General features: G+C 54.8%; 18 protein-coding genes. 10 read left to right on the top strand and 8 right to left on the bottom strand.

Annotation, left to right across the window (positions count from 1 at the left end; all coding sequences use genetic code 11):
* Positions 1 to 110 precede the first annotated feature (110 nt).
* The 7 genes from ACTCIA_RS00990 to ACTCIA_RS00960 form a co-directional block, all read right to left on the bottom strand.
* The gene (locus ACTCIA_RS00990) at positions 111 to 3,866 is read right to left on the bottom strand and encodes an SIS domain-containing protein (protein ID WP_462999934.1); all 3,756 of its coding nucleotides are present in this window, start codon (positions 3,864 to 3,866) and stop codon (positions 111 to 113) included.
* The gene (locus ACTCIA_RS00985) at positions 3,853 to 5,235 is read right to left on the bottom strand and encodes a penicillin-binding transpeptidase domain-containing protein (protein ID WP_462999933.1); all 1,383 of its coding nucleotides are present in this window, start codon (positions 5,233 to 5,235) and stop codon (positions 3,853 to 3,855) included. Before ACTCIA_RS00985 ends, ACTCIA_RS00990 begins: the two co-directional genes overlap by 14 nt.
* Before the next feature lie 16 nt (positions 5,236 to 5,251).
* On the bottom strand, positions 5,252 to 7,186 hold the full coding sequence (gene metG / locus ACTCIA_RS00980; RefSeq protein WP_462999932.1) for a methionine--tRNA ligase: 1,935 nt from the start codon (positions 7,184 to 7,186) through the stop codon (positions 5,252 to 5,254).
* Positions 7,187 to 7,190: 4 nt separating this feature from the next.
* Positions 7,191 to 7,931, bottom strand: coding sequence for a PSP1 domain-containing protein (locus ACTCIA_RS00975; protein ID WP_462999931.1), 741 nt, complete (start codon positions 7,929 to 7,931; stop codon positions 7,191 to 7,193).
* A 23-nt stretch (positions 7,932 to 7,954) separates the two neighbouring features.
* Positions 7,955 to 8,992, bottom strand: coding sequence for a DNA polymerase III subunit delta' (gene holB / locus ACTCIA_RS00970; protein WP_462999930.1), 1,038 nt, complete (start codon positions 8,990 to 8,992; stop codon positions 7,955 to 7,957).
* Between the two features lie 12 nt (positions 8,993 to 9,004).
* Positions 9,005 to 9,286 (bottom strand): HU family DNA-binding protein, encoded by a 282-nt coding sequence (locus ACTCIA_RS00965; protein WP_181550411.1) that lies wholly within the window; start codon positions 9,284 to 9,286, stop codon positions 9,005 to 9,007.
* 141 nt (positions 9,287 to 9,427) lie between these two features.
* Entirely contained in the window at positions 9,428 to 11,701 is a 2,274-nt protein-coding gene (locus ACTCIA_RS00960) for an LPS-assembly protein LptD (protein WP_462999929.1), read from the bottom strand.
* A 188-nt stretch (positions 11,702 to 11,889) separates the two neighbouring features.
* Between ACTCIA_RS00960 and ACTCIA_RS00955 the strand changes: the two genes are divergently transcribed.
* The 10 genes from ACTCIA_RS00955 (at position 11,890) to ACTCIA_RS00910 (ending at position 22,799) form a co-directional block, all read left to right on the top strand.
* On the top strand, positions 11,890 to 12,846 hold the full coding sequence (locus ACTCIA_RS00955; protein ID WP_462999928.1) for a 3'-5' exoribonuclease YhaM family protein: 957 nt from the start codon (positions 11,890 to 11,892) through the stop codon (positions 12,844 to 12,846).
* Between the two features lie 21 nt (positions 12,847 to 12,867).
* Entirely contained in the window at positions 12,868 to 13,515 is a 648-nt protein-coding gene (gene tmk, locus ACTCIA_RS00950; protein ID WP_462999927.1) for a dTMP kinase, read from the top strand.
* 41 nt (positions 13,516 to 13,556) lie between these two features.
* Positions 13,557 to 15,857 (top strand): cysteine--tRNA ligase, encoded by a 2,301-nt coding sequence (gene cysS, locus ACTCIA_RS00945; RefSeq protein WP_462999926.1) that lies wholly within the window; start codon positions 13,557 to 13,559, stop codon positions 15,855 to 15,857.
* The gene (locus tag ACTCIA_RS00940) at positions 15,854 to 16,681 is read left to right on the top strand and encodes a hypothetical protein (RefSeq protein ID WP_462999925.1); all 828 of its coding nucleotides are present in this window, start codon (positions 15,854 to 15,856) and stop codon (positions 16,679 to 16,681) included. Before cysS ends, ACTCIA_RS00940 begins: the two co-directional genes overlap by 4 nt.
* A gap of 136 nt (positions 16,682 to 16,817) precedes the next feature.
* The gene (locus ACTCIA_RS00935) at positions 16,818 to 17,006 is read left to right on the top strand and encodes a ferredoxin (protein WP_462999924.1); all 189 of its coding nucleotides are present in this window, start codon (positions 16,818 to 16,820) and stop codon (positions 17,004 to 17,006) included.
* 370 nt (positions 17,007 to 17,376) lie between these two features.
* Positions 17,377 to 17,844: a hypothetical protein gene (locus ACTCIA_RS00930; protein ID WP_462999923.1), complete on the top strand. Its 468-nt coding sequence runs from the start codon at positions 17,377 to 17,379 to the stop codon at positions 17,842 to 17,844.
* A 2-nt stretch (positions 17,845 to 17,846) separates the two neighbouring features.
* Complete coding sequence (locus tag ACTCIA_RS00925; RefSeq protein ID WP_462999922.1) at positions 17,847 to 18,398, top strand: methylated-DNA--[protein]-cysteine S-methyltransferase; 552 nt, start codon at positions 17,847 to 17,849, stop codon at positions 18,396 to 18,398.
* A gap of 13 nt (positions 18,399 to 18,411) precedes the next feature.
* Positions 18,412 to 18,744 carry a hypothetical protein gene (locus ACTCIA_RS00920; protein WP_462999921.1) on the top strand — a complete coding sequence of 111 codons (333 nt, stop codon included), beginning with the start codon at positions 18,412 to 18,414 and terminating at the stop codon, positions 18,742 to 18,744.
* Between the two features lie 50 nt (positions 18,745 to 18,794).
* Positions 18,795 to 20,441: a ribonuclease J gene (locus tag ACTCIA_RS00915; protein ID WP_462999920.1), complete on the top strand. Its 1,647-nt coding sequence runs from the start codon at positions 18,795 to 18,797 to the stop codon at positions 20,439 to 20,441.
* A 3-nt stretch (positions 20,442 to 20,444) separates the two neighbouring features.
* A complete protein-coding gene (locus ACTCIA_RS00910; protein ID WP_462999919.1) occupies positions 20,445 to 22,799 on the top strand; it encodes a DNA translocase FtsK in 2,355 nt (784 codons plus the stop codon).
* Between the two features lie 8 nt (positions 22,800 to 22,807).
* Here ACTCIA_RS00910 and ACTCIA_RS00905 read toward each other — a convergent pair whose 3' ends face one another.
* Positions 22,808 to 25,759, bottom strand: a complete 2,952-nt coding sequence (locus tag ACTCIA_RS00905; protein ID WP_462999918.1) for a hypothetical protein — start codon at positions 25,757 to 25,759, stop codon at positions 22,808 to 22,810.
* Positions 25,760 to 25,766: the final 7 nt, after the last annotated feature.

Raw genomic sequence — 25,766 nt, 5'->3', positions numbered from 1 at the left:
CGTACGGATAAGTACGCTGCATTCTTCGAAATTGCGCAAGCCTTGATCTTGAACTTTTTACGGCACCATCTGAAATCAGACTTTTTACGGTGCCATCAATCCTGACGGCTTCAGGAGACTGTTTCCACGATCTGTTCAGCGATTTTTTCCGCAGACCGGCCAAACAGCTCATCCATGGGCACCTGCTCCAGCAGTTCATCGTTCCAGACAATATTGTTTTCCTGGACAATGTTTTTGATATGCTCATGCTTGCCGCCAAGGGCCTTGACCCTGGAGGTCAGGTCCACGGCCGGGCGGAAGGCCACGTCGAGCAAAAGCAGGTGCTCCACCATGTTGGGCCGGGAGGGATCTCCTGAGATCAGCGGAATGACGAGGATGCTTCTGTCATCTTTTCTCCCTTTGCCCATGTAGACATTGCCCTCGCGCACGATGATGCGCTTGGTGCCTTTCAGGGTGCGGTCTTTTTCGGCCCGGGAGACAATGGCGGCGGAACTGCCCTGTTTGTCAATGACCTCGATGGTGGTTTCTTCAGTGGGCTCGCCCATCAGATTGACCCCGGAAATGCGGTAAAGGGTCCAGCCCTTGATGTGATCAAGTATTTGTTGCATGTTTTTGATCACCAGGATGTTGTTGAGGGTCAGGTGCTCGATGGTAAATCCAAGATCCTGCATCATGTCAAACAGCAGCCCCTCTGCCTTTTCCTCGATGCGGCTGGTGCCAACGGTTACGGTTTTGGCCTGGTGCTTGATGGCGTCCACGGGCCGGGCCATGGTGTTGATGGCCTCTGCAAGGGAGGCAAACAGCAGGTCAAACATGTTGCGCGCCGTGCCCTTGACCCCGAAATCAATCTCAAAATCGGCCACCGGCAGCCGGCCGGAGAGGTATTTGAGCAAAAGCACCAGGTTGGTGGAGCCGTTGATGCCCATGGTCGGGGCAAGGCCGTTTTCCGCCTGGCGCTTTCGAAATTCATTGTAAAAGCGCAGGATTTTTTCCCTGAAAGATTTTTCCAGGGCGATTTCGTAAATATCGAGATTCTGTTGGGTATACGCGCTGATGGTTTCCCGGAGCTCTTCGCGGAACAGGTGCAGAAAGTGCGAGCCCTCGTTGATGGTCAGGGCCGCGTAATAGCCCCACATATGGCCCACCAGGGTGTTGACAATGGGGGCAAAATGCTCGCTTATTGCAGGCACCCGGAACACGTCTTCGGCATAGGCGTCAAACCGGTATTCATTGGCGTCCGCAATAACCACGGGAAGGGCCTTGTGAGACCGGAAGATGGCCGTGTCCTTGACAATGTCGCCGATCACGCTTCTGCGGGTGCCGGCTGCACACACGATGATCAGCGGCTCTGAAGACAGATCAATATGTTTTTTGTCTTCCACGAAATCCGATGAAATGGTTTTGTAGCAAAGTTCGCTTAATTTGATCCGGATTTCGTCTGCCGCCGCCTTGTTGGGGCCGCTGCCCACGGTGGCCCAGTAGGTGCGCTGCAATGCCAGGCGATTGGCGGATGCCCGGACCTGTTCCTTCATGGAAAGCACCTGCTCCATGATATCGGGCAGTCGGATCATCTGCCGGACCTCGTTTGAGACAAACGCATGGCTGCGCCGCCCGGTGGTCTGGGCAATGTATAAGGCCAGCACGGCCCCGGCAATGATCTGGGAGTAAAATGCCTTGGTGGAGGCCACAGACATTTCAATGTCTCTGCCCGAGCTGGTGTAGAGCACCCCGTTGGTTTTAAATGTCAGGTCTGAATCCCTGCGGTTGACAATACACACCGATGAGGCGCCCTTTTTGCGCACCATGTCCACGGCCCGGTTGGTGTCGGTGGTGGTGCCCGACTGGCTGATGGGCACCAGCAAGGTGTCAGACAGATCCCGGCCGTCTGATTCATTTAAAACAAATCCGGATAGTTCCGATGATTTGAGCGCTTCTATGCGCATGGTTGGTTCATCGAGGTAATAGCGCATGAGATTGGCGCATGCCGAGGCCGCCACGCCCGCGGTGCCCTGGCCGATAAACAGGATCTGCCGGATCCCGCCGCGGGTGATTCTGTCAACCAGTGCCTGGGGTATGGTGGTTTCATCCAGGGTGATTTCGTATCTTCGGCCGTCTGTGTTGATGATTTTCCAGCGGTTTTCCAGGGTTCGGCGCACGGAACCCGGTGCCTCTGAAATCTCTTTAAGAAAATAGTGGTCAAAATCCTGGCGGTCGATATCCCGGGACGTAAGCTGGGTTTTGCGGATATCGGCATCTGTGAACTCAATGGGAGCGCCGTTGTAGAACATGGCTGTGATCCCGGACAATCCGCCATGGCTGTCCGGGTCAATGACAAAGATCTGGCCGGAGACAAGCCTGCCCTGGCTGTCTTTGTGCACCGCCTCGCCGTCCATTTTCAGAAAATAGGGGGTTTCCTCGGCAAATCCGTAAACCTCGGAAGTGGGGATGTAGAAATCCGGTCCCAGCCCTACAAACACGGCCTGACCGCTTCCCTTCAGCGCCAGAAACAGTTTTCCCGGGGCCAGGTCCGACTGCATACAGATGGCATGGGAACCCTCGAAATCATTGACTGCCAGCCGGAAGGCCTCTGCAATGTCATGGCCCTTTTTGAGATATCCGGCAATGTGGATCGGGATAATTTTGGTATCACAGGTGATTTCGTGGGGATAGGCCATGCCCGCGGCCTCGTGGGCTGCCTGCAGGGCCTGGTAATTGTCAATGTCACCGTTTAAGCTCACATGAATGATTCCGGTTTCCTCGATGAAGGAACTCCCGGTCTGTGCATCCATGGGGTGGCAGTTGGGTTCGTTGACCTCGCCCACAGAAGCCCACCGGGTATGGGCAGAGACGTTAAAGCGCCGGTGGGGCTGGACCAGCAGGGACTGGAGCACAGGATCGGCAGTCAGTTCATCCCGGATATAGGCAATGTTGTCGCCCAGCCGGCCGATTTCAGCCGCCACCTTGTAGGTCAGGGCAACAGAGACACGCGGATCGGAAGGATCATTTTTTAAATGCCGCACGGATACGCTTTTGTGCAGCAGCAGGCTCCGGTTTGTCCGCCGTGCAAATTCCTCGGAATATCCGGCTGCATTAATCCGGCTTTCCAGGTCAAAGTAAGCCGATTCCTCCAGAACAAACATTAAAGACAAGCCTGCTGAATCCCGGCCGCGCACCTCGAGTCTGTCAATGCTGTTTAGCACCGAGTTGATCTGCTGGGCCGCAGCCAGGCCGCCCCGGGCAAGTTCCGTTATGCCGGGGGTCATAACACCGATTTTTTCCATGTTGTCCAGCAGTTCGGTTTTCAGGCTCCATATGGCATCCCGCAGGGTCTCAATACGGGTCGAGACAATGTCAAAGATATCCGGCGCAAGGCGCCCCATGGCCTGTTCCCGGCCCTGAAGTTCCTTCCGGGCCAGATCCTCCAGGTTTTTGAGCAAAGCCGAAAGGCGGCTGCAGGCATTGGCATCGGCAAATAACCAATAAAAATTGTCTGTCTGTTTGAGTTCCCGGATTTTCGAATAAAGCATGCCCACGGTATCGGCTCCCCCCAGATAGGCGTCATCAATCCGGCCGGGTTCAGAGCTGTTTGCGGAAAAACCCGTCTGCGCCATTTGGGCGGCAGCATTTTCCAATTCAGTGATCATGTCTGCGGGCAGGGCATCGGATTTGTCAGCCCGCTGAAAGGCCACAATGCCGGTCAGGCCGCAGCAAAGCCGGTTTAAGACAAGGGGCAGAAAAATGAGGGTGTTGCGTTTTACCCGGTTTTGCGGAATTGTGCCGATGCGGATTTGCGGAATCATTTCTGCGGTCTTTTTGAGCAAAGACCGCAGAAAAATTTTCATACAATGGGCTTTAGGTATCATCATTTACAGCGTCCTGTGGTGCCTTGACCTGGTTTAGGGGTTGTTGCATGTATTCGTAAACGATTCTGCGGAAATATTCAGCCGCGCGCACGCCGATATAGTTCTTGTGGGCAACAATCACCCCGACTGCTATGGCGTTTCGGGTTTTGCGGTGCCTGGCATATCCGGTAAACCAGTCAAATTTGACCTTGGCCGGGTTGTCGTTGATGGAACCGGTTTTGCCGCCCACGTCAAACTCCTTGAAAATAGCCGTTGCCTGTCTTCCCCGGAAACTGCCCCGGGCCGTGCCACGGGTTACAGCGGCATTCATCATGGACTGCATCTGCCGGGCGGTTTCCGGATGTATGGATCTGACAAGCATTTTCTCTTCCTGTCGGAAAACCACGCGGTCTTTTAACACGGCGCGTTCAATAAAATACGGCCGCATCATGGCCCCGTTGTAAACAACCGTTGCCGACAGCATTGCCGCATGCAAAGCCGATATTTGGGTGGTTTTGTTGAATCCACAGGAAATCTCCGCCCAATTATAAGGCTTTTCGGATACGGATGCAACGCTGACATCCACCGGAAGGTCAAAATCCATTTCACGGTTGAACCAGAAAGATCGTGCATATTTCTCCAGGCGGGCCTTGTCCAGGTAGTTTTGCCCGATTTTGCCGAAAACCGGATTGATGGATTCGGCAAAGGCCTTTTCCAGGGTGACGTAGTTGGTATATTTGTTCTTCGTGTCGGCCAACTGGGAGCGATACAGGGTGTATTTGCCGCCGTTAAAGCTCATGCGGCTCTCCGGGGTCAAGTCGCTGTCATCGATTGCGGCTGCGGCACTCACAATTTTAAACAGGCTGGCTGCAGGAAACGAGGCTTTTAAGCTGTTATTGGCATCCGGATCATTTCGGTCATGAGAGGCCATGGCCAGGATTTTTCCGCTACGGGCGTCCATGACCACAATACCGATCTGCCGGGCATATTTGGGATCCATCATGGACAGCACGGCTTTCTGGATGTCTTGGTTCAGAGTGGTATGAAGGGCGCAGTCCTGGCCGGCCAGTTTTTTGGAAAACACGGGTGTAACGGGATTAAGCAGATCGCTCCGGTCAAGGAGATTCCGGACCTGATCGCTGGTGATGCGCTCGAGTTCCGGTTCAACAGCGGCCTGCCGCGGCCGTGGCCGGTTTTGAAACCAGTCGGCCACGAAAAATCCACCCTTGATCAACCCCAGCCCGATGAAGAAAATCAGCAGATATGCCGGCAGCCGCCTGAGGGCTTGCCTTGCTGCCGATTTTTGCCTCAGGCGGAACTGGTATTTGCGCCAGGCGGAATTGTGAAATTTTGTCCGGCTGTTGATGGTTTTGCGCTTGCGAAAAGCATCCATTTTATACAGATGCGCCTTATTTCAGACGGGTTCCCGCCGGCACCGGGCGGTCAATAACGGCTACAGATCCGTCCTGCCCATCGACTGCCGCCAGCACCATTCCCTCGGAACGGATTCCCATGAGTTTTGCGGGTTTCAGGTTGGCCACCAGAATAACAGTTTTGCCCACCAGGTCTTCCGGTGCATAAAGCCTGGCAATGCCGGCCACCACGGTGCGGGTCTCATGGCCGATGTCCACTTCCAGCTTCAGCAACTTGTCGGCTTTGGCGACTTTTTCAGCTGAAATCACCCTGGCGGCACGCAGATCCACCCTGGCAAAGTCTTCAATTTCGATTTGCGAAGCCATGGGCTCAGATTTCTTTTTTTCAGGTGCCGGGTCCCGGGCAGGCCGGTTGAGTATGGTTGCGGCATCCAGGCGCGGAAACAGGGAAATGCCTTTGGGCAATACGCTTTGCGGCGCGATCACACCCCATCTTGAGATTTCTTCCACCAGGTAAAATCCGGGTTTGGCCTCCGGGTCCCGGCCCAGGTGCTTGTGCATGGCCGCCGCTGTTTCCGGCATTACCGGATAGATCAAGCCTGCGACCACCCGGAGGCCTTCGAGCAGGTGACAGATCACCTCCTGCAACTGCGGGCGGCCGTCGTCCTGCTTGGCCAATTCCCATGGAGCGCTGGTGTCCACGAACTTGTTCATCTGCCCGATATATTCCCACACCGCAGCCAGTCCCTTGTGAAAATCCAGGTTTTCCATGCTGCGGCAAAAGGTGTCAATGGCGGCTTTGGCCCCGGCTTTCAGGTCAGTTCCCAAAATTTCGCCGGCTTCCGGGTTCCAGTCCGGCACAGTGCCTTTGAAATACTTGTGAAACATGGCCAGAACCCGGGAAAAAAGGTTGCCCAGGTCATTTGCCAGATCCGAGTTGATCCGCTGGATCAGGGCGGCTTCTGAAAAACTGGAATCCAGCCCGAAGGTCATTTCCCGCATAAGAAAATAGCGAATGGCATCCACGCCGTAAGTGTCTTTCAGATAAACGGGATCCACCACGTTGCCCAGGCTTTTTGACATTTTGCTTTCATCCACGTTCCAGTAGCCGTGAACAAAGAGGTGCCGGTAGGGGGCGATGCCCGCGGCCTTGAGCATAATAGGCCAGTAAATGCCGTGGGGTTTTAAGATGTCTTTGGCCACCACGTGGCGCACATGCGGCCAGAAGGTTTTAAACTTTTCCCCGTCCGGGTATCCCAGGGCGCTGATATAGTTGATCAGGGCGTCAAACCACACATAGGTGACATAGTTGTCGTCAAAGGGCAGGGTGATGCCCCAGGTCAGCCGGGACTTGGGCCGGGATATGCAAAGGTCTTCCAGGGGTTCGCGAAGAAAGCCGAGCACCTCGTTTTTATAGCGCTCCGGTACGATAAAATCCGGGTTTTCATGAATGTAGTCAATGAGCCACTGCTGATAACGGCTCATTTTAAAAAAATAGTTGGACTCCCGGATGGGTACAGGAGGCTTTCCGTGATCCGGGCACTTGCCGTCCTCCAGTTCCCGCTCTGTGAAAAACCGCTCGCAGTCAAAGCAGTACAGACCTTCATACTCGCTGAAATAGATGTCCCCGCTGTCGTAGATTTGCTGCAGCACCTGCTGAACCACGGCGATATGATCCGCATCCGTGGTTCGGATAAAGTAATCGGGATGAATGTTTAATTGCGGCCAAAGGTCGCTAAACAACCCGGAAATCCGGTCTGCATAGGTTTTGGGGTCTTCGTTGCCGGCCCCGGCTGCCTTGACGATTTTATCGCCGTGTTCGTCCGTGCCCGTGAGAAAAAAGGTTTGTTTGCCCTTCATCCGGTGGAAGCGCCGGGCCACGTCAGCCGCTATTGTGGTATAGGTATGTCCCAGATGCGGCCTGGCATTGACGTAATATATGGGCGTCGTAATATAGAAATGCGATGTCATGTTATTATTCCTGTGACGATTGCTTTGGGTTGTCTTTGTTCGAATTCGGCTTCTGCGCTTTCTGACCGCCGGAATACAGGTTGTTTTCAAAGGTCAGGCAGCACATGAGCCGGCCGCAGACCCCGGAGATTTTCGTGGGATTTAAGGACAACCCTTGCTTCTTGGCCATTTTGATGGTCACCGGGTCAAACCGGGTCATAAACGCCGAGCAGCACAGGATCCGTCCGCATCTGCCCACACCGCCGCACATTTTGGCCTGGTTTCGGATGCCCACCTGGCGCATTTCAATTTTGGTGCGAAATTCCTTGACCAGCATTTTCACCAGTTTCCGGAAATCCACCCGGCCGTCTGCAGTGAAAAAGAAAGTGAGTTTGGAGTTGTCGAAATTGCTTTCAACGGAAAACAGATGCATCTGCAGGTTCAGGCTGTCCACGCACTCCCGGCAAAAATCATAGGCCTGGTCCTCGATTTCCCGGTTTTTTTCCCGCTGCTCCCGGTCTTCCGGGGTGGCCGGGCGGTACACCTTTTTCAGGCTTTGTCTGACGGTTTCCGGATTCCGGTTTTCGGGTTCAGTGGCCACTGTGCCGAAACCCAGCCCGTGCTCGGTCTCCACAATGACTTCGTCGCCGGTTTTTAGCACATAGGCGACGCAATTGAAATCATATATTTTTCCAGCCGGTTTGAAGCGGATGCCGACGATTTTAACGGGGTGTTTTTGTTTGGATTCGGTTTCTTCTGTATTCATAAGCGAAAGCTTCAGTCCTTTGTTCAATAAGTCTTGTCGCCCTGAGCGGCCAGCGCCTCGACCAGCGCATCCATGACCAGCCGGGCGTTGGCGTTTGTGGTCAGCGCTTTTTCCGCTGCGGCAATGGCATCGGTTTTTTCAAGGATTTGATCCATGGAGATCCGGGAGCCGGTCTTGCGGATCTGATCGGAAAGATCCCGGTTGTAGAGCAGATCGGGTGCAGCTGAACTCACCGCCAGATCCCTGTACCAGTTTTTCATGATTTCAAGATTTGTTTCAATCCGGTCTTTGTCCCTGGCCATGATTTCAGCCAATACATGCCGAATGCATCTGGGTTGTGCGGGCAGTTTACTGAGTTGATTGATGAAAAAATTTCGCCGTGCGGACCAGTCCTGGGCTGCCATTTCAACGGCCCGGCCGAGACTTCCCCGGGCAAGAGATGCAACGATCATGGCCTGCTGCGGCGCAGTCCCGCTTTTGTCGCGAAGATAAGCCTCCAGCTCAGCCGGGGCAATCGGGTGAAAACGGATATGCTGACACCTGGATACAATGGTGGGCAGCAGATCACCGGTATCAGCGGCAATAAGAACAAAAACCGTGCGTTCCGGGGGCTCTTCCAGGATTTTGAGCAAAGCGTTGGCTGCTTCGGCATTCATCCGGCCGGCCGGGTCAACAATCACAAACCGGCAGGAGCGTTCATCGGATTTCAGGGCCAGATCAGAACACAGGGACCGGATCCGGTCAATGCGGATATTGGGGCCTGAGGGCTCCAGCACCCGTACCTCCGGATGCACGCCTGCGGCAATTTTTTTACATGACCGGCAGTTGCCGCATGCCCGGGGGCAAGCAGCGCTTTGTCCGTCTGCCTGAGATGCGGGCAGGCCTGTCAAATCCGGATTTTGGCAGTTGCTGATCATTGCCAGGGCCAGTGCGGCGCTTTTTTTGCCTACCCCGTCCTCCCCGGTAAAAAGCCAGGCATGGGGCATTTTACCGTTTTGCAGGGCATTGGCCAGCAGCTGCACCGGACGCTTCTGCCCGATGAGGTCTTTAAGTCCAATCACAACATTCGCCGTTTACGCCTTTTCATTCACGCGTTCCCGAAGTTCCTTGCCGCACTTGAAAAAAGGCAGCTTCTTGGGCCGAATCTGGACTTTTTCCCCGGTTTTTGGGTTTCTGCCGGTATAGCTCTTGTAGTTTTTCACAAAAAAACTGCAAAGGCCGCGAATTTCTATGCGTTCTTCATTGACCAGGGCATCGGCCATGGAGTCGAAAAAAATCTGCACAATTTTGGCAGCTTCGGATTTGGAAATATCAGCTTCCTTTTTAAGGGCGGATATCATTTCGAGTTTATTCATTTTTCCTCCTGTGTAAAAATCTCCGGTTGCAAGCTGTTTCCCCTAATTAAACATAAATTTTCAATAAGTCAAGGGGTTAAGCAAAAGTGGACAGCCGGAGACCATTATTTATAATATATCCGGTATAACATATCCGGGCCATCAATCCCCGAAATCCCCGAGTCCATAGAGGTTTATCATAAACGCGATGTCATGGTCCTCTCCCTCTTTTTCGTACCTGACCTGCAGGGTCCAGCACTGGGACCGCCAGCGAAAACCCAGGCCGGTTTCAATGCTTTGGTCTGTTTCCAGGCTTCGTTCATAATCCGCCAGAAGGGTCAGCCTGCGGGTTACAGGGGTTTCGACTTCAAGATACAGGCTTTCGCGGGCCTGCCGGTCGGTGTTGCGATAGGCCACTTCGGATTCATATTCCCGGTTGTTTCGGTATTCGGCGTGAAGCCGGTCACCCCGGCTGCTGCGGTAATGAACAGAGAAGTTGGTGGAGATGAATTTGTCTGCCTCGTAACTCCATTGGGCGTCTGCGCGCAGGGTAACCGGGGTTGCCGGGGTAAAGTCAAGTTCCGCAAAAAGGGGCTCAAAGGCCAGTTCAGGGTCATGGCTCTGGTTGAAATCATAACCCTGCTCGAGATAAAAGCGCAAAAACTGATTGTAGCGGTGTTCGGGGCCATCGTCTTTTTCCCCCGGGTCGCTGACTGTGCGCCTGGAGGTCAGAAACTGGGTAAGGGAAAGCGCCATGCGGTTTTGCTTTTGATACCGATCGTTTTCATCAAAAAAGGGAAATTCCGACTGGTCGGATTCGGGCACATATTCGTAGGAAAGCAGGGGGATGATCAGGTGCTTGATCTTCTCCACATTCTCACTGTCCACAGAAAACACCCGGCTGAGCTCTGTGGAGAGCTCAGCACCGATGTCATACATTTCCCGGTGCTTATAGCGGTCAGCACCTGCGGTGTAATCCTCCCGGTCCCCGTCAATATACCAGGCCGTCTGGCGGAAGCCCAGTGAGGGTTCCAGGGTAAAGCTTTCGTAAAGGCGCACAGGCAGATAAATCCGGGGGTGGAGATCCATCCGGTGTCCGGTCAGCCCGTCTTCACGGAAAAAATAGGTGTATTCGCTGTCCATGGACGCAAACAGCATCTGATTGGAAAAGCCGGGGATATCGACCAGGGGCTGCTTCAGGGCGCTGTACCCCACCCGGGGAAGCCGCTGGAGGGTATCATTGGTATCGCTCTGCCGCCGCTTGATCACGTCATCATACCATACCAGGTCCGTGTTGACGACATGATAGTTCCAGATCTTGTTAATGTTTAACCGGTTGGTGCGAACAGGATTGTTTTCATCGTCGAGATCCCGCCCGAACCCGGAAAAAAATTGCTCTTCTGTGGCGTCATATCCCATGTATCCATTTGAAAATTCTCTGAAATAATCCTGATCGCTCACCACGTCGAGATCCAGACGGGCCATGGCCCCCCCGGACAGCTCCTGATCAAGCTTTGCCCTGAACCAGTATCTGTCGTCATTGGGCCGGGCTGCGTTGTCGTGATCATATCCCCACTCCTCGGTGGCTTCCGGGCTTCCGTCATCGATTCTTCTGTCTTCGAACCCGTCAAACATCAGGACCCCTTTTGAGTCCTGTGACCGCATGTAGCGATATTCCACGCCAAGTTTTTCACCGCGCTCCTGGAGGTGCTGATAGTAAAAAGTGGCATCCGTGTTATCGGAGATGGCCCAGAAATACGGCTGGGTGTATTCAATACCGTTGCGGCTGGAATAGGAGGCCTGGGGCGGGAGCAGGCCGCTTTGTCGTTTGGTCTTGGCCGGAAACATGAACCAGGGCATGTAAAGCATGGGCATTTGCCGAACCCGGAAAGCTGCATGGGAAACATATCCGTAGCCCTCCAGGGTGACGTCGACTTCCTTTCCGGTGATCTGCCAGTCCGGCGAATCGCCTTCGCAGGTGGTCAAAGACGCTTCATGAATCCGGTAGGTGGACTCCCCGGTTTTTTCAATGCGATCGCCGCGGATGCGGAACTGATTTTCCCGGATAAACACAAATCCGTCATAAAGGGTGCCGGTGTTGTCAGCCATGTTCATTTCCAGGCGCCGCCCGGACATCCGGTCACCGCCGGATACCAGTACCACGTTGCCTTCGGCTCTGGCTGTTTTGGCAGCCTGGTCAAGGGTGGCAAAGTCGGCTGTCAGTTCTTTTTGGCCCTGAATGATCAATACGTTGCCCAGAGCCTTGTACAACTGTGTTTCCGGGTCATAGGTGAGCCGGTCGGCAAAGACCTGCCAGCCGCCGCTGGTCAGCGCCGGGTCGGAAATCTCTTGTGCGACAGCTGCGTTTGTCATCAGCACCGCTGCACATATGGCGGCAATCCACAGACAGGCTTGTTTCCGTAAAAATCGGGTCATGGGCATTTGCAACATTTGCGCTGATGGCCGCGCCTGACGCCGCCAAAGGGTTGTGGTCCGGTCTGATCCGAGCTTTTGAATAATACCTTGATGCACACGTAAAATTTCAGTATAAAAAACCGAAAAATAAAAAATGTCAAGCCAATAGCTTGAAAAAATTCCGCCAATTCAGAAGTGACAGGCATTTGATGAAAAAGTTGTTCGTCAGTCAGCTAAAATCCGGCCAGGCCGTAACCGAGCTCTTCGTCCTGGCGGAAAAGACGCTGAGTCACAAAAAAGACGGGGCCCCATACCTGAGTATTGCATTATCAGATAAGACCGGCCGGGTCCGGGGCGTGGTATGGGACAACGTGGAGCAGATCGCAGATGCGGCTGCGGCCGGTGACGTGGTCCGTGTGCAGGGCAATATCTCCGAATACCGGGGGGGGCTGCAGGTGGTGGTCAAGGGGCTGGAGCCGGCTGAAACCGGTGCTGATCCGGCTGACTTTCTGCCCGCCACCCGACGGAACCCGGAACAAATGCTTGAACGGATCAAAGCTCTCGGGCAATCCGTTTCCTCTGATGTTTTGCGGGGGCTGCTCGATGCCTTCTGGAATGATGCCGGCTTTGTCGCACAGTTTCAACAAGCCCCTGCGGCAAAGAAAATGCATCATGCCTATATCGGCGGCCTGCTTGAGCACAGCCTGTCCCTGGCCCTGCTCGCAGACCGGGTGGCCGGTCATTACTCCGGCATTGACCGGGATCTGCTGATCACCGGTGCAATTCTGCATGACATTGGTAAAATCAATGAATTTGTTTTTGACACAAACATTGATTATTCCAGTGAAGGCCGGCTTGTCAGCCACATTGTCATCGGAGTGGGGATGCTTGAAGAAAAAATCCGGCAGATTCCGGATTTTCCACAAAAAACGGCACTTCTGCTGCGGCACATGATGGTCAGCCATCACGGCAGCCGGGAACTGGGTTCCCCGGAACCGCCCAAAACCCTTGAGGCCGTATTGCTCAATTACCTTGACGATATCGACGCCAAGATCAACGGCATTCGGGAATTTATGGAAAGTCAGGATGCAGGCGCCGAATGGACGGGCTATCACAAACCCCTGGAGCGGTTTTTCTACAGGGGCGGCCCGGAAACCACTGGCTGAGAAAGAGTTGTTGCACAATTTATGCTGATTACATTGGAAGGCATTGAAGGATCCGGCAAGTCCACTCTGATTCCCGACATTGTGGCGTATCTTAAGGACAGGGGACATCATTGTGTGGTTACCCGGGAGCCGGGAGGCACGGAGGCGGGCCGGCAAATCCGGGCCATATTGCTGTCTCCGGGAAATGCCGGCCTGGATTCCACTGCTGAATTGATGCTTTACGCGGCTGACCGGGCCCAGCATGTCAGCCGCGTGATCCGGCCGGCATTGCAGCAGGGCAGCATCGTGATCTGCGACCGCTTCTGTGACTCAACCGTGGCTTACCAGGGCGCGGCCCGGGGCATTTCCGCAGAAGTTGTCCGGAACCTCAATGAACTGGTTTTGGGCGGTGTTACGCCGGATCTGACTTTTTTGCTTGATCTTCCGGCCGAAGTCGGATTATCCCGGGCATGGCGGCAAATTCAATCCGGGGACCGCCATGCGCAGGAAACCCGGTTTGAGATGGAAACCATCCGGTTCCACGAAAAAGTCCGCCAGGGGTATCTGGACCTGGCGCGCGAAAATCCCGAACGCATCCGGGTGGTCGCAGCAGACGCTGCCCGGGAACAGGTGCGGGCGGAAATCATTGAACAACTTGCGCTCCGGCTTGCAGCCGATTTTCAGCCCTGATTTGTCCACAGCCGGCAAGCGTGCCATAAGGACCCAATCACATGCATTATTCCATACTCGATGCCATCGGCAATACACCCATGGTGGAGATCCGGCGGTTAAACCCCAATCCGGCCGTCCGGATTTTTGCCAAGCTCGAATACGTCAATCCCGGCGGCTCCATCAAGGACCGGCCGGCCCTGGCCATGATCGAGGCCGGGGAACAGTCCGGGGAACTCACCCCGGAAAAGACCGTTATTGAAGCCACCAGCGGCAACACCGGCATCGGCCTGGCCATGATCTGTGCGGTAAAGGGCTACCGGCTCATGCTGGCCATGTCCGATGCCGTCTCTCTTGAGCGCCGCAAAATTTTAGAGGCCCGGGGCGCGGAGATTTTTCTTACTCCCGGGCACCTGGGCACGGACGGGGCCATTGAAGAGGTCTATCGCCTGGTCCGCGAAGACCCGGACCGTTATTTCATGACCGACCAGTACAACAACCCGGCCAACTGGCAGGCCCATTACCAGGGCACTGCCGGAGAAATCATTGAGCAGATCCACGGGAAAATATCGGCATTTGTGGCCACCATGGGCACCACCGGAACAGTGATGGGCTGCGCCCGCAGGTTCCGGGAATATGATCCGGACATCAGGATCATCGGGGTGGAGCCCTATCTGGGCCACAAACTCCAGGGCCTGAAAAATCTCAAGGAAGCTTATCGTCCGGAAATTTTTGAAAAAAAATGGCTGGATGAAAAGATCAACATTGATGATGAGGAAGCCTTTGAAATGACCCGGCGTCTGGCCCGGGAAGAAGGCCTGTTTGTGGGCATGAGCAGCGGGGCGGCCATGGTGATTGCCGCCCGTCAGGCCGCAGAGATGACAGAAGGTACCATTGTGGCCATTTTTGCCGACAGCGGGGAGCGCTATCTGAGCACACCCCTGTTTTTGGTCAAGAAAAAGGCGGAAATTCATCTGTTCAACACCCTGACCCGGTCCAAGATGCCCTTTGACCCCATCCAGAAGGGCCGGGTGTCCATGTACACCTGCGGGCCCACAGCCAACAAGCTCATCCACCTGGGCGAGTGCCGCAGGTTTGTGTTTTCGGATCTGCTCTACAGATATCTGCGCTACCGGGATCTGGATGTCAACCATGTGATGAACATCACGGACATGGATGACAAGACCATCCAGGGATCGGAAAGTGCAGGACAATCCCTTGCCGAATACACCCGCTATTATATAGACCGGTTCATGGCGGACCTGGAGGCCTTGAATATTGTGCCGGCCGATCATTTTCCAAGGGCAAGTGAGCATGTGGAGGACATGGTTCGGGTTGCCACCGGGCTTTATGACAAGGGTTTTGCCTATGAAAAGCTTCGGTCCCTTTATTTCAGCATAGGGGCTTTTTCCGAGTACGGGCAGTTATCCGGCATTGACATTGACAAAATCAAGCTCGGGGCCACGGTGGATCTGGACGAATACGAGAAAAACAACCCCAGGGATTTCACCCTGCTCAAGCGCGCCCGGCTTTCCGAACTCAAGCGCGGTATTTACGTCAAAACCCAGTGGGGCAATGTGCGCCCCTCCTGGCATATTCAGTGCGCGGCCATTTCCATGAAACACCTGGGCAAAACCTATGACATTCACACCAGCACCCGGGAACTGGTTTTCCCGCATCATGAAAATGAACGGGCCATTGCCAAGGCTTTGACCGGAAAGCCGCTTGCCCGCTACTGGGTCCACTGCGAGCAGGTGCACGCCGGGAAAAGCGACACCCGGGCGCAGAAGCAGGAACTTCCCACCCTTGAAGATCTCCGGGACATGGGATACACGCCCCGGGATGTCCGCTTCTGGCTGATCACCGGACATTACCGAAAGCCCCTGGAATACGGTCTGAAACGCCTGGACCAGGCCAAAAACGCCATCCGTCGCATTGACGCTTGTATCGAAGGCCTGCAGCAGGTTGACCAGGCCGGAAACGAAGCGGCATCCACAGAGGAAATCGACCAGATTGCTTATGATATCCGGCAGGGAATGATCAATGCCATGGATGATGATTTGAACATGCCCCGGGCCATGGCTGCGATTTTTCGAAAAATCCGGCGGATCAACGCCCTGGTGTCTGACAAACGGCTTACCCGGGAGCAGGCAGACAAGTTTTTAAACACGTTTGAAGACATCGACCGGGTGCTGGGCTTTTTTGACTTTACCCACAAAAGTCTTTCCCCGGAAATCGAGACCCTGATCCGGGAGAGAAATCAGGCCCGGAAGCAGAAGGATTTTGCCCGGGCAGATGAGATCCGGCGGCAGCTTCAGCAAGCCGGTGTTGAAATCAAGGACGAAAAAATCGGAGACTCATGAATAAGATAACAACTGCATTTTTCCCGTTTAGTTTTATTTCAGAAAGATGGGCGGCCAGAACCTGTGCCCGCTTCGGCCCGCCGGTAGTCTATCAGCCTGCTGAGGGCGCAGCCCCGGCTTTCATGGAAGACCTTGACCGGCAGGGATGCATCGTTTTGCGGCGTCCGGTGCACGGAGACGACCAACATCTCATGGATCTGGCGCGGCAGTACCAGAACTGGGGGCAGGTGCACCACAAACACGCCGCAGCGCTGAAGTCTTTTGCGGAAGCCGGGTTTTACAACCAGGAATTTGCCCGGGAAATCAGCACGGAAATCTTAAAGGGAGGCAAGGATGAGCCTGCAGGCCCGGATCCGGTGTTTATTGCACGGCTGTTTTTGTTAATGGCCCAGGCGTTTGACCGTCAGGCAGCGGAATTGGAAAATGACCTGGCTGCAACCGATCATACGGCACAACAGATGTTTGCCAAAATCCGGGGGCAGGGCGGTGATTCCGGATCGGCTTCCGGGTTTTCAGACGACAGGGTCGGCGCCGGCGCCCCGGAAGACCCCGGGGGATATATGCCCGATGCCCGGATCCGCGCCTGGCTCCGCCTGGCCGAGCAGGATCCGGACTGCCCGCAAGTCTGGATTACAACCAGTCCGGCTGTGATTGCCGCAGTTGATGAACATTTTGAAACCCTGTCAATTGCGGAACAACTGCCGGAAAACGTACAAGCCGGCCTGCCCGATCCGGCGGCAGGGGATTTGCTTCCAAAGCCGTCTTTTTACGAAATGCGCGATTCCGGCCGGATTCTCGGGTTGCTGGGTGGTGCAGGGGCATGAAACAAAAAATCGAATCATGACCCTTGACTCGATTATTTATTTGGTATAATGAGAAAAATCTTGCAGCGCAAACGCCGAAACCAAAGGCCCCATGATATATCATTATAATTTGAGACAATGAGAAAGGAGATTTGAAATGGCTTTTAATCCGATCGTTGACGCGGAAAAATGCGAAGGTTGTGAAGAGTGCGTGGAAGTATGCCCGGTGGAAGTTTTTGAAATCCAGGACGGCAAGTCCGTTCCTGTCAACGCCGAGGAATGCCTGGGATGCGAAAGCTGCATCGAGGTTTGCGAACCCGGCGCCATCACCGTGGAAGAAACCTAGAATATATTACAACCACTGATTTTGCCCCGGCCATGCCGTCATGGCCGGGGTTTTTCGCACCGGACACAGGTCCGGTACCGCCTTTTTGACGATCTTGCAGTTTTTCCTGCGCAAACCCTCATTGCAACCGCGAGATCCCATTGTATCCAGATTTTTTTTCACTTCCGGAAATGGCGCTGTATTATCAGGATCTGTCCTGCGCCGGGCTTCCGAACGCAGGACAGCAAACCCGTCTGGCCGCGGCCGGCCGGGTGCCCCCGTCTTTTTGCCTTGAGGGAAAATCCATTGCCATTGCTGTTGGAAGATTCCTTTTGACCGCATAGACATCCTGGTGGTGGATCAAATCGGCAAGGAAATATCGGGTATTGGCATGGATTCCAACATCACGGGCCGGCATAGAGACATTGCCGGTGATTTTTCCGCACCGCCTTGTCCGGGGCGGATTTTTGTGCGCGACCTTACCCGTGACAGCGACGGCAACGCAAACGGGATCGGCCTGGCAGACATTACCACCGCAAGGCTGGTCAAACGCATGGACCGTGAAAAAACCGCAGTAAACGCGGTTACCGCCATATCACCGGAAAAAGCCGCCATTCCCGTGTATTTTGATACGGATTGGCAATGCATTCAGGTGTGCATGCATACCGCGGGCATTGAAAATGGATCAGATGCCCGGATTGTAAGAATACGGGACACGGCCTCCCTGCAATACATGGAAATATCTCGCTCCCTGCAGACAGCCGCAGATGAGAAGGGCGGATTAAAACAGGTTTCTTCCTGGCGGCCGTGGGATTTTGATGCAGCCGGAAACCTTTTTGACTTTTATCCCGGGAACTGAGAATGCGGTTTTTTTCCGTTCATACCTGGATGGGAACAGTGCTGGTGGCCGCGCAAACCGAGCCCTTCGGCCTGCAAAGGGTTTTTCTGCCAGACCGGCCACAAGGACAGGAGCCATCCGGTGTGTCCGAAACCATTGACACCCCTGTTTTGGATTTCGATTTTCAGCAATGCCCCCGGGCCATGGCTGTAACCAAGATGATCCATGACTATTTTGAATTCTGCCGTCCCATTGCAACGCCATGGCAGTGGCTCAGCCCGGTTCGGCTGACCCCTTTGCAGCAGCAGGTGCTGCACCTCACGGCTGAAATTCCTTGTGGACAGGTCCGGTCTTACCGTGATATTGCCGTGAAGCTGGGAAAGCCCGGTGCCGCACGCTTTGTGGGCAACACCCTGGCAGCCAACCCTTGGCCCCTGCTGATTGCCTGTCACCGGGTGGTGCGCAGCAATGGGGAAACAGGCGGATTTGGCGGCGGATCGCTGATGAAAAAGAAACTGCTGGCCCATGAATCCGGAAACAAAGATCCGGTGCTTGCGCATTCATATTCAATATGATAACGATGCAAAAATGAAACAATACGTTATTGACCAACTTCGGGAACAGGACACAGAGGCGCTGGAAAATTATTTAAGACAGCAGTACGGACCGCCGGCACTGGACCGGGTGTACTGGGTTGCCCTGGACCCGGAATATTTTACCCCGGTGCAGGCGGCCCACGAGGACTGCCATCCCCTTTTCTTCGCCCTGCAGGTCAAACCCGGCGCTTTTGCAGGCGAGTTTCTGGTGCGCACGCACGAGCGGGTGCGGTGCGACTGCATGGATTACGCCACCAAAGCACAGCGAAACTGGTTGATTGATCTGATGGACAGCATTGTCCGGCAACTCGGTATCCCTGTTTAACCTCCACGGATCAGTGATTCTTTACTGACCTGCAACGGATCTGCTTGATTATGCTGAAAATCATCCCCCTTGGCGGACTCGGAGAAATCGGCCTGAATATGATGGCCCTGGAATGCAGAGGCGCCATCGTGGTTATTGACGCCGGCCTGATGTTTCCGGAAGACTACATGCTGGGGGTGGATTATGTGATCCCGGACATGGGGTATCTGTTTCAGAACAAAAACCGGGTCCGGGCCATTGTCCTGACCCATGCCCATGAAGACCATATCGGGGCCCTGCCGTATCTGCTCCGGGAAATTCAGGCACCGGTTTACGGCACGGCCTTTACCCTGGGCATGGTCCGCCACAAGATAGAAGAGCACGGCCTGCTGGCCTCAGCCAGCCTCCAGGAAATCAGACCCGGAAAAGAGCTTTTCGTTGCGCCTTTTTCCTTTTCATTTATCCGGGTTCATCACAGTGTTCTCGACGGAGTGGGCATGGCCATTGACACGCCATACGGGCTCATCGTGCACACCGGGGATTTCAAGATTTCCGATTCCACCATTGCCGGGCTGGAAACCGATATGGATTCCTTTGCCAGGTGGGGGGAAAAGGGGGTTTTGGCGCTTTTGTCCGATTCCACCAACGTGGAAAGGGAAGGGCGGACCCCTTCTGATGCACGGGTGCAAAAAAGCCTGGAAAACATTGTTGTCAACAGCCCGGGCCGGGTAATTGTCGCCCTGTTTGCCTCCAATGTGTCGCGCATCCAGCAGGTTATCAATATCATCAAGTCCGGCCGGCGCAAGATATTGTTCAACGGCAGAAGCATTGAGCTCAGTGTCCGGATTGCACGGGATCTGAACCTGCTCCATGTCCCGGAGAACATGGAGATCTTTCTTGAGGATATCGACGCCTACCCCGAAGAAGAGGTGATGATTCTCACCACCGGCAGCCAGGGTGAGCCCATGTCGGCTTTGGCACGCATGTCCACCGGCATTCACAAACAGATCAAGGTCAAACCCGGTGACACGGTGGTGCTGTCCTCCAAGTTCATCCCGGGAAACGAAAAAGCCATTGCCAAGATCATCAACAATCTGTTTCGCAGGGGCGCCAATGTGATCTATGAAAAGATCTCCGACATCCACGTGTCCGGTCACGCCTTTCGCGACGAGCTCAAAATGATGATCCAGACCGTGCGTCCCAGGTATTTCATTCCCATCCACGGCGAATACCGGCACCTGTACCACCATGCCCAGCTGGCGGCTGAATGCGGGATTGCCAGGGACCATGTGCTGCTTGCCGAAGACGGCGACGTGGTATTGTTTGAAGAAGACGGCGCCCGGATCAGCGAGCGGATCCCGACAAGCCGGGTGCTGGTGGACGGCAAGGGCATCGGCGATGTGGGGCGCCTTGTATTAAAGGAGCGGCGCCTGCTTTCCGAAGAGGGAATGGTGGCGGTGACCATGGCCATTGACGAGGATACCGGGTTTGTGATTTACGGCCCGGAAATTGTTTCAAAGGGGTTTGTGTTTGAAACCGAAACCGGTCATATCATTGAAGACGCCAAGTGCGTTGTGCTCGAAATCGTTGATGATGCAGTGGATCTTCCTCATCCGGCCGATGTCATTCGCCGCCGCCTGCCCGGGGCCCTCCGGGAGTACTTCAGTTTTACCATCAAACGCCGGCCGGTAATACTGCCGTTTATCCTGGAGCTTTGATCCATGAAGCGGCTTTTTCAGGCAAGTGCGGGATACCGGACCCTGCAGAAGGAAATTCTGGGGATCCTGTGTTTTTTTCTCGTGATTTTTTCCCTTGTCAGCCTGATGTCCTATCATCCGGACGATCCCGGCTTCAACCATGCTGCGGACTGGCGCCAGGTGCACAATTTTTTCGGTGTGGCAGGGGCTTATGCCGCCGGCCTGATGCTGGATCTTTTCGGCGTGGGTGCCTTCTGGATTCCGGTTTTTCTGCTCATGGCCTCGCTTCGTTTCTACACTCATGACTCCGCCCTGTCTCCCTGGCTTATGGCATCCGGGGCAATTTTGCTCATCGTGGGCACCGGCGCGGTTTCTTCCCTGTTTAAAGACAGCTACCTGATTTTTCAGACGCCGTATCCGGCCGGAGGCATTCTTGGCTATCCCATGATGGCCGTGTTTGAAAAATACGCCAACCGTTCCGGAGCCATGCTGATTTTCGCAGTCATGCTGGCCATCGGTTTTATCATGGCAACCGGGATTTCCCTGGTGGCGGTTTTCAGAAATGCACTGCGCCTGGCCGTCCTTCTGGCAGACTGGATCCGGACTCGGGTTCTGAAATTGCTTTCCGGTGTTGCGGGTCTTTGCAAGGCCGTTGTCAACCGGCCGGGCAGGGGCGGTCAGAAAAAAAAGACTCCTGCCGCCCCGCGGGCGTACAAGCCTGAAAAAGTCAGCCAACCCGAACAAATTCCTGCGCCGGCGGCTTCAGGAGCCCCAAAACCGAAAGAAATGCCGGAAACCGGTAAAACCGGCGCAAAGGCGCCTGCATTGGAAAAAACGCCCGGCAAATCAGGTGACATTAAGATCCAGGCCCCGGCGCCGCCGACCCTGGCACCCCAGCCCGCATTCCGCCAGCAGGAGTTTGAATCCATGCAAATCCAGCAGGAAGGGTTTCAATTGCCGCCCCTGGATTTTCTCGAAGATGCGGAAAAAATCAAAGACGGGGTGGATCATGAGCATTTGCGCCAGCAGTCCGCCCTGCTGGAGCAGAAACTCCAGGATTTCGGGGTCCAGGGCAATGTTACCGAAGTGCTGCCCGGACCCGTGATCACCCGGTATGAATTCGCTCCTGCGCCCGGGGTGAAAATCAACAAGATTGTCAATCTTTCCGATGATCTGGCCCTTGCATTAAAGGCCCTGAGCGTGCGCATTGTGGCCCCGATTCCCGGAAAAGCGGTTATCGGCATTGAAATTCCCAACAAGAAAAGGGAATTGGTTGGGTTCAAAGATATCATCGCCTCTTCAGTATACAAAAAATCCGCCTCCAGGCTGACCATTGCCCTGGGCAAGGACATCGTGGGCTATCCGGTTGTGGCAGATCTCGAAGGCATGCCGCACCTTTTGATTGCCGGGGCCACGGGAACGGGCAAAAGTGTTGCCTTAAACACCATGATTGCAAGCATTCTGTTTAAGGCCACCCCGGAGGAGGTCAAGTTGATCATGATCGATCCCAAGCGAATTGAGCTGTCAAATTACGACGGTATCCCCCATTTGATCGCTCCTGTGGTAACGGACATGAAAAAGGCCACCAATTCGCTTTTCTGGGCTGTGCGGGAAATGGAGCGCCGCTACAAGCTGCTTTCTGAAAAAAAGGTTCGCAATATCAAGCAGTACAATGCCCGGATTGAAAAAGAAAAACCCGAAGAGGGGCAGCCGCCGCCTGAAAAACTGCCCTATATCGTTGTCATCGTTGATGAACTGGCTGACCTGATGATGGTTTCCTCCCGGGACGTGGAGGTCAGCCTTACCCGGCTGGCCCAAATGGCCCGGGCTGCAGGTATTCATTTGATTCTGGCCACCCAGCGGCCCTCGGTGGACGTGCTCACCGGTTTGATCAAGGCCAATTTCCCGACCCGCCTGTCTTTTCAGGTGTCCTCCAAGATCGATTCCCGCACCATCATCGACATCAACGGGGCGGAAAGCCTTCTTGGAAACGGGGACATGCTTTTTCTGCCCCCGGGTACGGCCAAGCTTCAGCGCATTCACGGCGCTTATGTGTCAGAAGACGAGGTCACCCGGGTGATTGAATTTCTGAAATCCCAAAAGGCGCCGGAGTATGATCACGAGGTCATTGAGGCCCCTGAGGCCGATAAACAGGAAAACGGGGAACAGGATTATGATGAGCGCTACGACGAGGCCGTGGCCCTTGTGACAAAGACCGGGCAGGCCTCGATTTCCATGGTGCAGCGGCACTTGCGAATCGGTTACAACAGGGCTGCACGCATAATTGAAGTGATGGAAAAAGAGGGGGTGGTGGGACCTTCAGACGGGGTCAAACCCAGGGAGGTGCTGGTGCGAAACAATTACGAGCAAATTCCTTAGCCGGTCTTTTATCTTTCCGGCGAATTCGGTGACAGCATTTCCATCAAAGACCACATGCGCTTAATGGGTGTGGCCAGCGGGCTGGCCAGGCTCTGGACTTCATAGTCCCCGATGGTCCCCCGAACCCTTGCCTGGAAAACCAGGCGCCGGAACCAGTCAATGGTGTAGTGCTTGACCCAGTTGAGCACCGGAATTTTGTTTAAAATCCCGTCGGTTTTGGTGGTGGTGACCAGAAGGTCCATGTTTTGGTCTTGAAATGCCTTGTTGTTTTTCAGATCCACAAACCCGGCCACATGCATGGGCATTGTGCCGCCCAGAAGCAGCAGATCCTCGATATCCATCCGGCCGCCGCTGATGCGAAAGGTACCATAGGCATCGGTGATGGGACTTTGTGCGGGCAGCTGCAGGTCCAGAACCTTAAACACAGAGGCCAGGACCGGGAATTGATACAATCGGCCCCTGTCGATCTTGATCTCACCTGCACCTTCCATGGCTTCAGGTTCAAATCCTGTGCCCCGCAGCTCAATCGCTCCCCGGAGGCTGCCGGCAGGGGCATGGCGTCCGGTCACCCCGAATGCGCCCACAAGGGTTTCCACGTCTATGTGGGCCGGCATGATCCGGGCCTGCCATTGTCTTGGGCCCGGCAGCACAACCACGTCTGCAAAAGAAATGGCGCCTCCGTATGCACTGACTTTCATTTCCGGGATGTCCAGGCGTTTCCGGTTTCCGGAAAACCTTGCAGAAAGCCGGTCTGATTCAAAACGGCCCACGGTCACACGACTGAGTTCGGCAAAGCCTTCAAATTCAAATCCTTCTGTGTTGAGCCGGGAGATATCAGCCCGGATGCTGCCGCCGGTACTGGCGGCAACCGATGATTGCTGCGCCTCCAGGTGATGGATCACAGCCGTGATCCTGGCCGACGACGGGATTTTGTTTTTTTTGTCAAATACCAGGTCCGCCTGCAGTTCACACTGTCCGGTCAGATCAAATTCCTTTAAAACCCGGGCATACCGGCCGGGAAGGGCGTTGCGCAATGCCTGATTGACGGCAATGGTTTTGGATTCCAGCCGGAGACGGGACGTGTCTTTTCCGTTTAAGGGAATAAACCCGTTTGCTTCAAATCCGGCATTGAAAAGATTTCCCCGGAAATCGCCCAGGCGGAGGCGGTCGCCGGCCAGGGCCAGATGTCCGTACCAGTTGTCTGCCACCCTGCCATAGTCCGGATGCGTCATTGACAGATCCCGGATATCCACGCTGGCCTCTATCCCCTTGAGTCTGTCAGAAGGATTTGAACCATTGGATCGCCATTTCCTGGCCTGGAGTTCAAGATCATATCTTCCGTCAACAGACCAGGTTCCGGTTTCAATGCCGAGCCAATCCAGAACTTCAGATTGAATGGGCAGATGCCGGCCAAACAGGGTGAAATCCGCGCAAACCGGCTGTTTTACGTAAAGCAGGGCATTTCCTTCCAGGTTTTTTCCATGAAGACGGGCGCTGAGATCATCCAGCCGGACGGTTTTTTCTCCGGTCCGCCACCGGATTGTGGCCGAGGGCGTATGGAGCGAAAAGGGCAGATGCGGCAGCCGGGCGGTTTGGGCGTAAACGCCGAGATCCAGTTCCATTTCCGGGCCGGCAAACAATATTTTTCCGTTTACCCCGGGGTTTTGCAAATTGAGCTTATGCACGGCTTTTCGGATGGATTCGGGCAAAAGCCGGTCGATCTGTTTATCCGGCCGGATGTGATCCATGTCAATTTCTATAAACGGATTGTGGATACCGGCCCTGCTGTCCCAGCCCAGGCTGCCCGAAGCCCGGATCCGACCCCCGGAGGTGCGCCCCCGGCTTTGCCGGATGTGTATCCGGCCGGGAAAGGCCAGGTCAACATTTGCTTCAATGGCATCCACGCGGGTGTTTAACCCGGGAAGAAATACAGCGCCGGACTCCACGGTCAGGCCGGCATCCCAATCAAAACCCGATCCCGGGTTCCAGCGGCCATGGACCCGGGCGTGGAGCTCTCCATCCGTGATCCGGGGGCGGATTTTTTCCGGCATGTTTTTGAACATGCCCAGCCGGTCCAGCAAAGCCAGTTCAACTTCCCAAAAATCCGCATTGACCCAGGCCCGGTGCAGGTCTTTGTTGTCAAAATCAATGCCGGCAGATGAGATCCGGAAACTGGTGTTTCCGGTTTCAAACCGGCCGCGGCTGAAAATCAGGCTTTGGGATGCCTGATCGTATTGGGCGGTGATTTTGCCGGTAACGCTCTGGTCGGGGGTCAGCTGACCGAGCTGCGGAAATTTTTCCAATAACCGGCCTGCCGGAAAACTGGAGAGGGGATGGCCGGATACGGACAATTGCGCCGAAGCATGTATTTGCCCGGGGTCCACATTGATATGTGCCCTGATGTTGTTTTCATGGCCGTCAAAAGAGGCCAGGGCGTCTATCTCCATCTGGCCGTTTCCCATCCGGCTGGCGGTCAGGTCGCTGATGTGTAAACCCCGGGGGAAATCCGGATGACTGATGCTGATATCCCCCCGGATTATTCGGATGTCCGGAAAGCGCTGCTTTTGCTTGATTTTTTTTCTCAGGACGGACAGCACAGGCAGTGCGGCAGGGGTTGCCGATGCCTCCAGGTTTCGGATCCGGATGCCCGTGACCTGATATTGCCCGGCAATAAGCTCAGTGAGGCCATGGCTGACAGACAGCTCGCTTATTTCCAGATGAAGATCCCTGGACTGATTCGGATTTTCCGGCAAAGAAATGACCACGCGGTCGGCCCGGGCGCCGGTGAGAAAAGAAAACCGCATGTTGTCCAGTACAACCCGGGCATCAATTAAGCTGCTGATCTGTTTTTCCAGCCGGGGGGCCATAATCCGGCCCAGAATATAACCCGATGCCTGAAATGCGGCAAGCAGGCAGAATAATACCAAAACAACGATCAGGGACTTGCGGGGCCTTGGCATATCCCTT

It is taken from the genome of Desulfosalsimonas sp., assembly GCF_055149105.1.
The sequence above is the reverse complement of the archived record's forward strand: the minus strand, read 5'-3'. Positions and strand labels throughout refer to the sequence as shown.

Coding starts and splice junctions, on each gene's coding strand:
- ACTCIA_RS00915 (WP_462999920.1), top strand. CDS start 18,795: ATGCTGAAAATCATCCCCCTTGGCGGACTCGGAGAAATCGGCCTGAAT.
- ACTCIA_RS00930 (WP_462999923.1), top strand. CDS start 17,377: ATGGATTCCAACATCACGGGCCGGCATAGAGACATTGCCGGTGATTTT.
- ACTCIA_RS00975 (WP_462999931.1), bottom strand. CDS start 7,931: ATGAATACAGAAGAAACCGAATCCAAACAAAAACACCCCGTTAAAATC.
- ACTCIA_RS00960 (WP_462999929.1), bottom strand. CDS start 11,701: ATGACCCGATTTTTACGGAAACAAGCCTGTCTGTGGATTGCCGCCATA.
- ACTCIA_RS00925 (WP_462999922.1), top strand. CDS start 17,847: ATGCGGTTTTTTTCCGTTCATACCTGGATGGGAACAGTGCTGGTGGCC.
- ACTCIA_RS00920 (WP_462999921.1), top strand. CDS start 18,412: ATGAAACAATACGTTATTGACCAACTTCGGGAACAGGACACAGAGGCG.
- ACTCIA_RS00910 (WP_462999919.1), top strand. CDS start 20,445: ATGAAGCGGCTTTTTCAGGCAAGTGCGGGATACCGGACCCTGCAGAAG.
- ACTCIA_RS00905 (WP_462999918.1), bottom strand. CDS start 25,759: ATGCCAAGGCCCCGCAAGTCCCTGATCGTTGTTTTGGTATTATTCTGC.
- ACTCIA_RS00985 (WP_462999933.1), bottom strand. CDS start 5,235: ATGGATGCTTTTCGCAAGCGCAAAACCATCAACAGCCGGACAAAATTT.
- tmk (WP_462999927.1), top strand. CDS start 12,868: ATGCTGATTACATTGGAAGGCATTGAAGGATCCGGCAAGTCCACTCTG.
- cysS (WP_462999926.1), top strand. CDS start 13,557: ATGCATTATTCCATACTCGATGCCATCGGCAATACACCCATGGTGGAG.
- ACTCIA_RS00965 (WP_181550411.1), bottom strand. CDS start 9,286: ATGAATAAACTCGAAATGATATCCGCCCTTAAAAAGGAAGCTGATATT.
- ACTCIA_RS00940 (WP_462999925.1), top strand. CDS start 15,854: ATGAATAAGATAACAACTGCATTTTTCCCGTTTAGTTTTATTTCAGAA.
- ACTCIA_RS00955 (WP_462999928.1), top strand. CDS start 11,890: ATGAAAAAGTTGTTCGTCAGTCAGCTAAAATCCGGCCAGGCCGTAACC.
- ACTCIA_RS00935 (WP_462999924.1), top strand. CDS start 16,818: ATGGCTTTTAATCCGATCGTTGACGCGGAAAAATGCGAAGGTTGTGAA.
- ACTCIA_RS00990 (WP_462999934.1), bottom strand. CDS start 3,866: ATGATGATACCTAAAGCCCATTGTATGAAAATTTTTCTGCGGTCTTTG.
- metG (WP_462999932.1), bottom strand. CDS start 7,186: ATGACATCGCATTTCTATATTACGACGCCCATATATTACGTCAATGCC.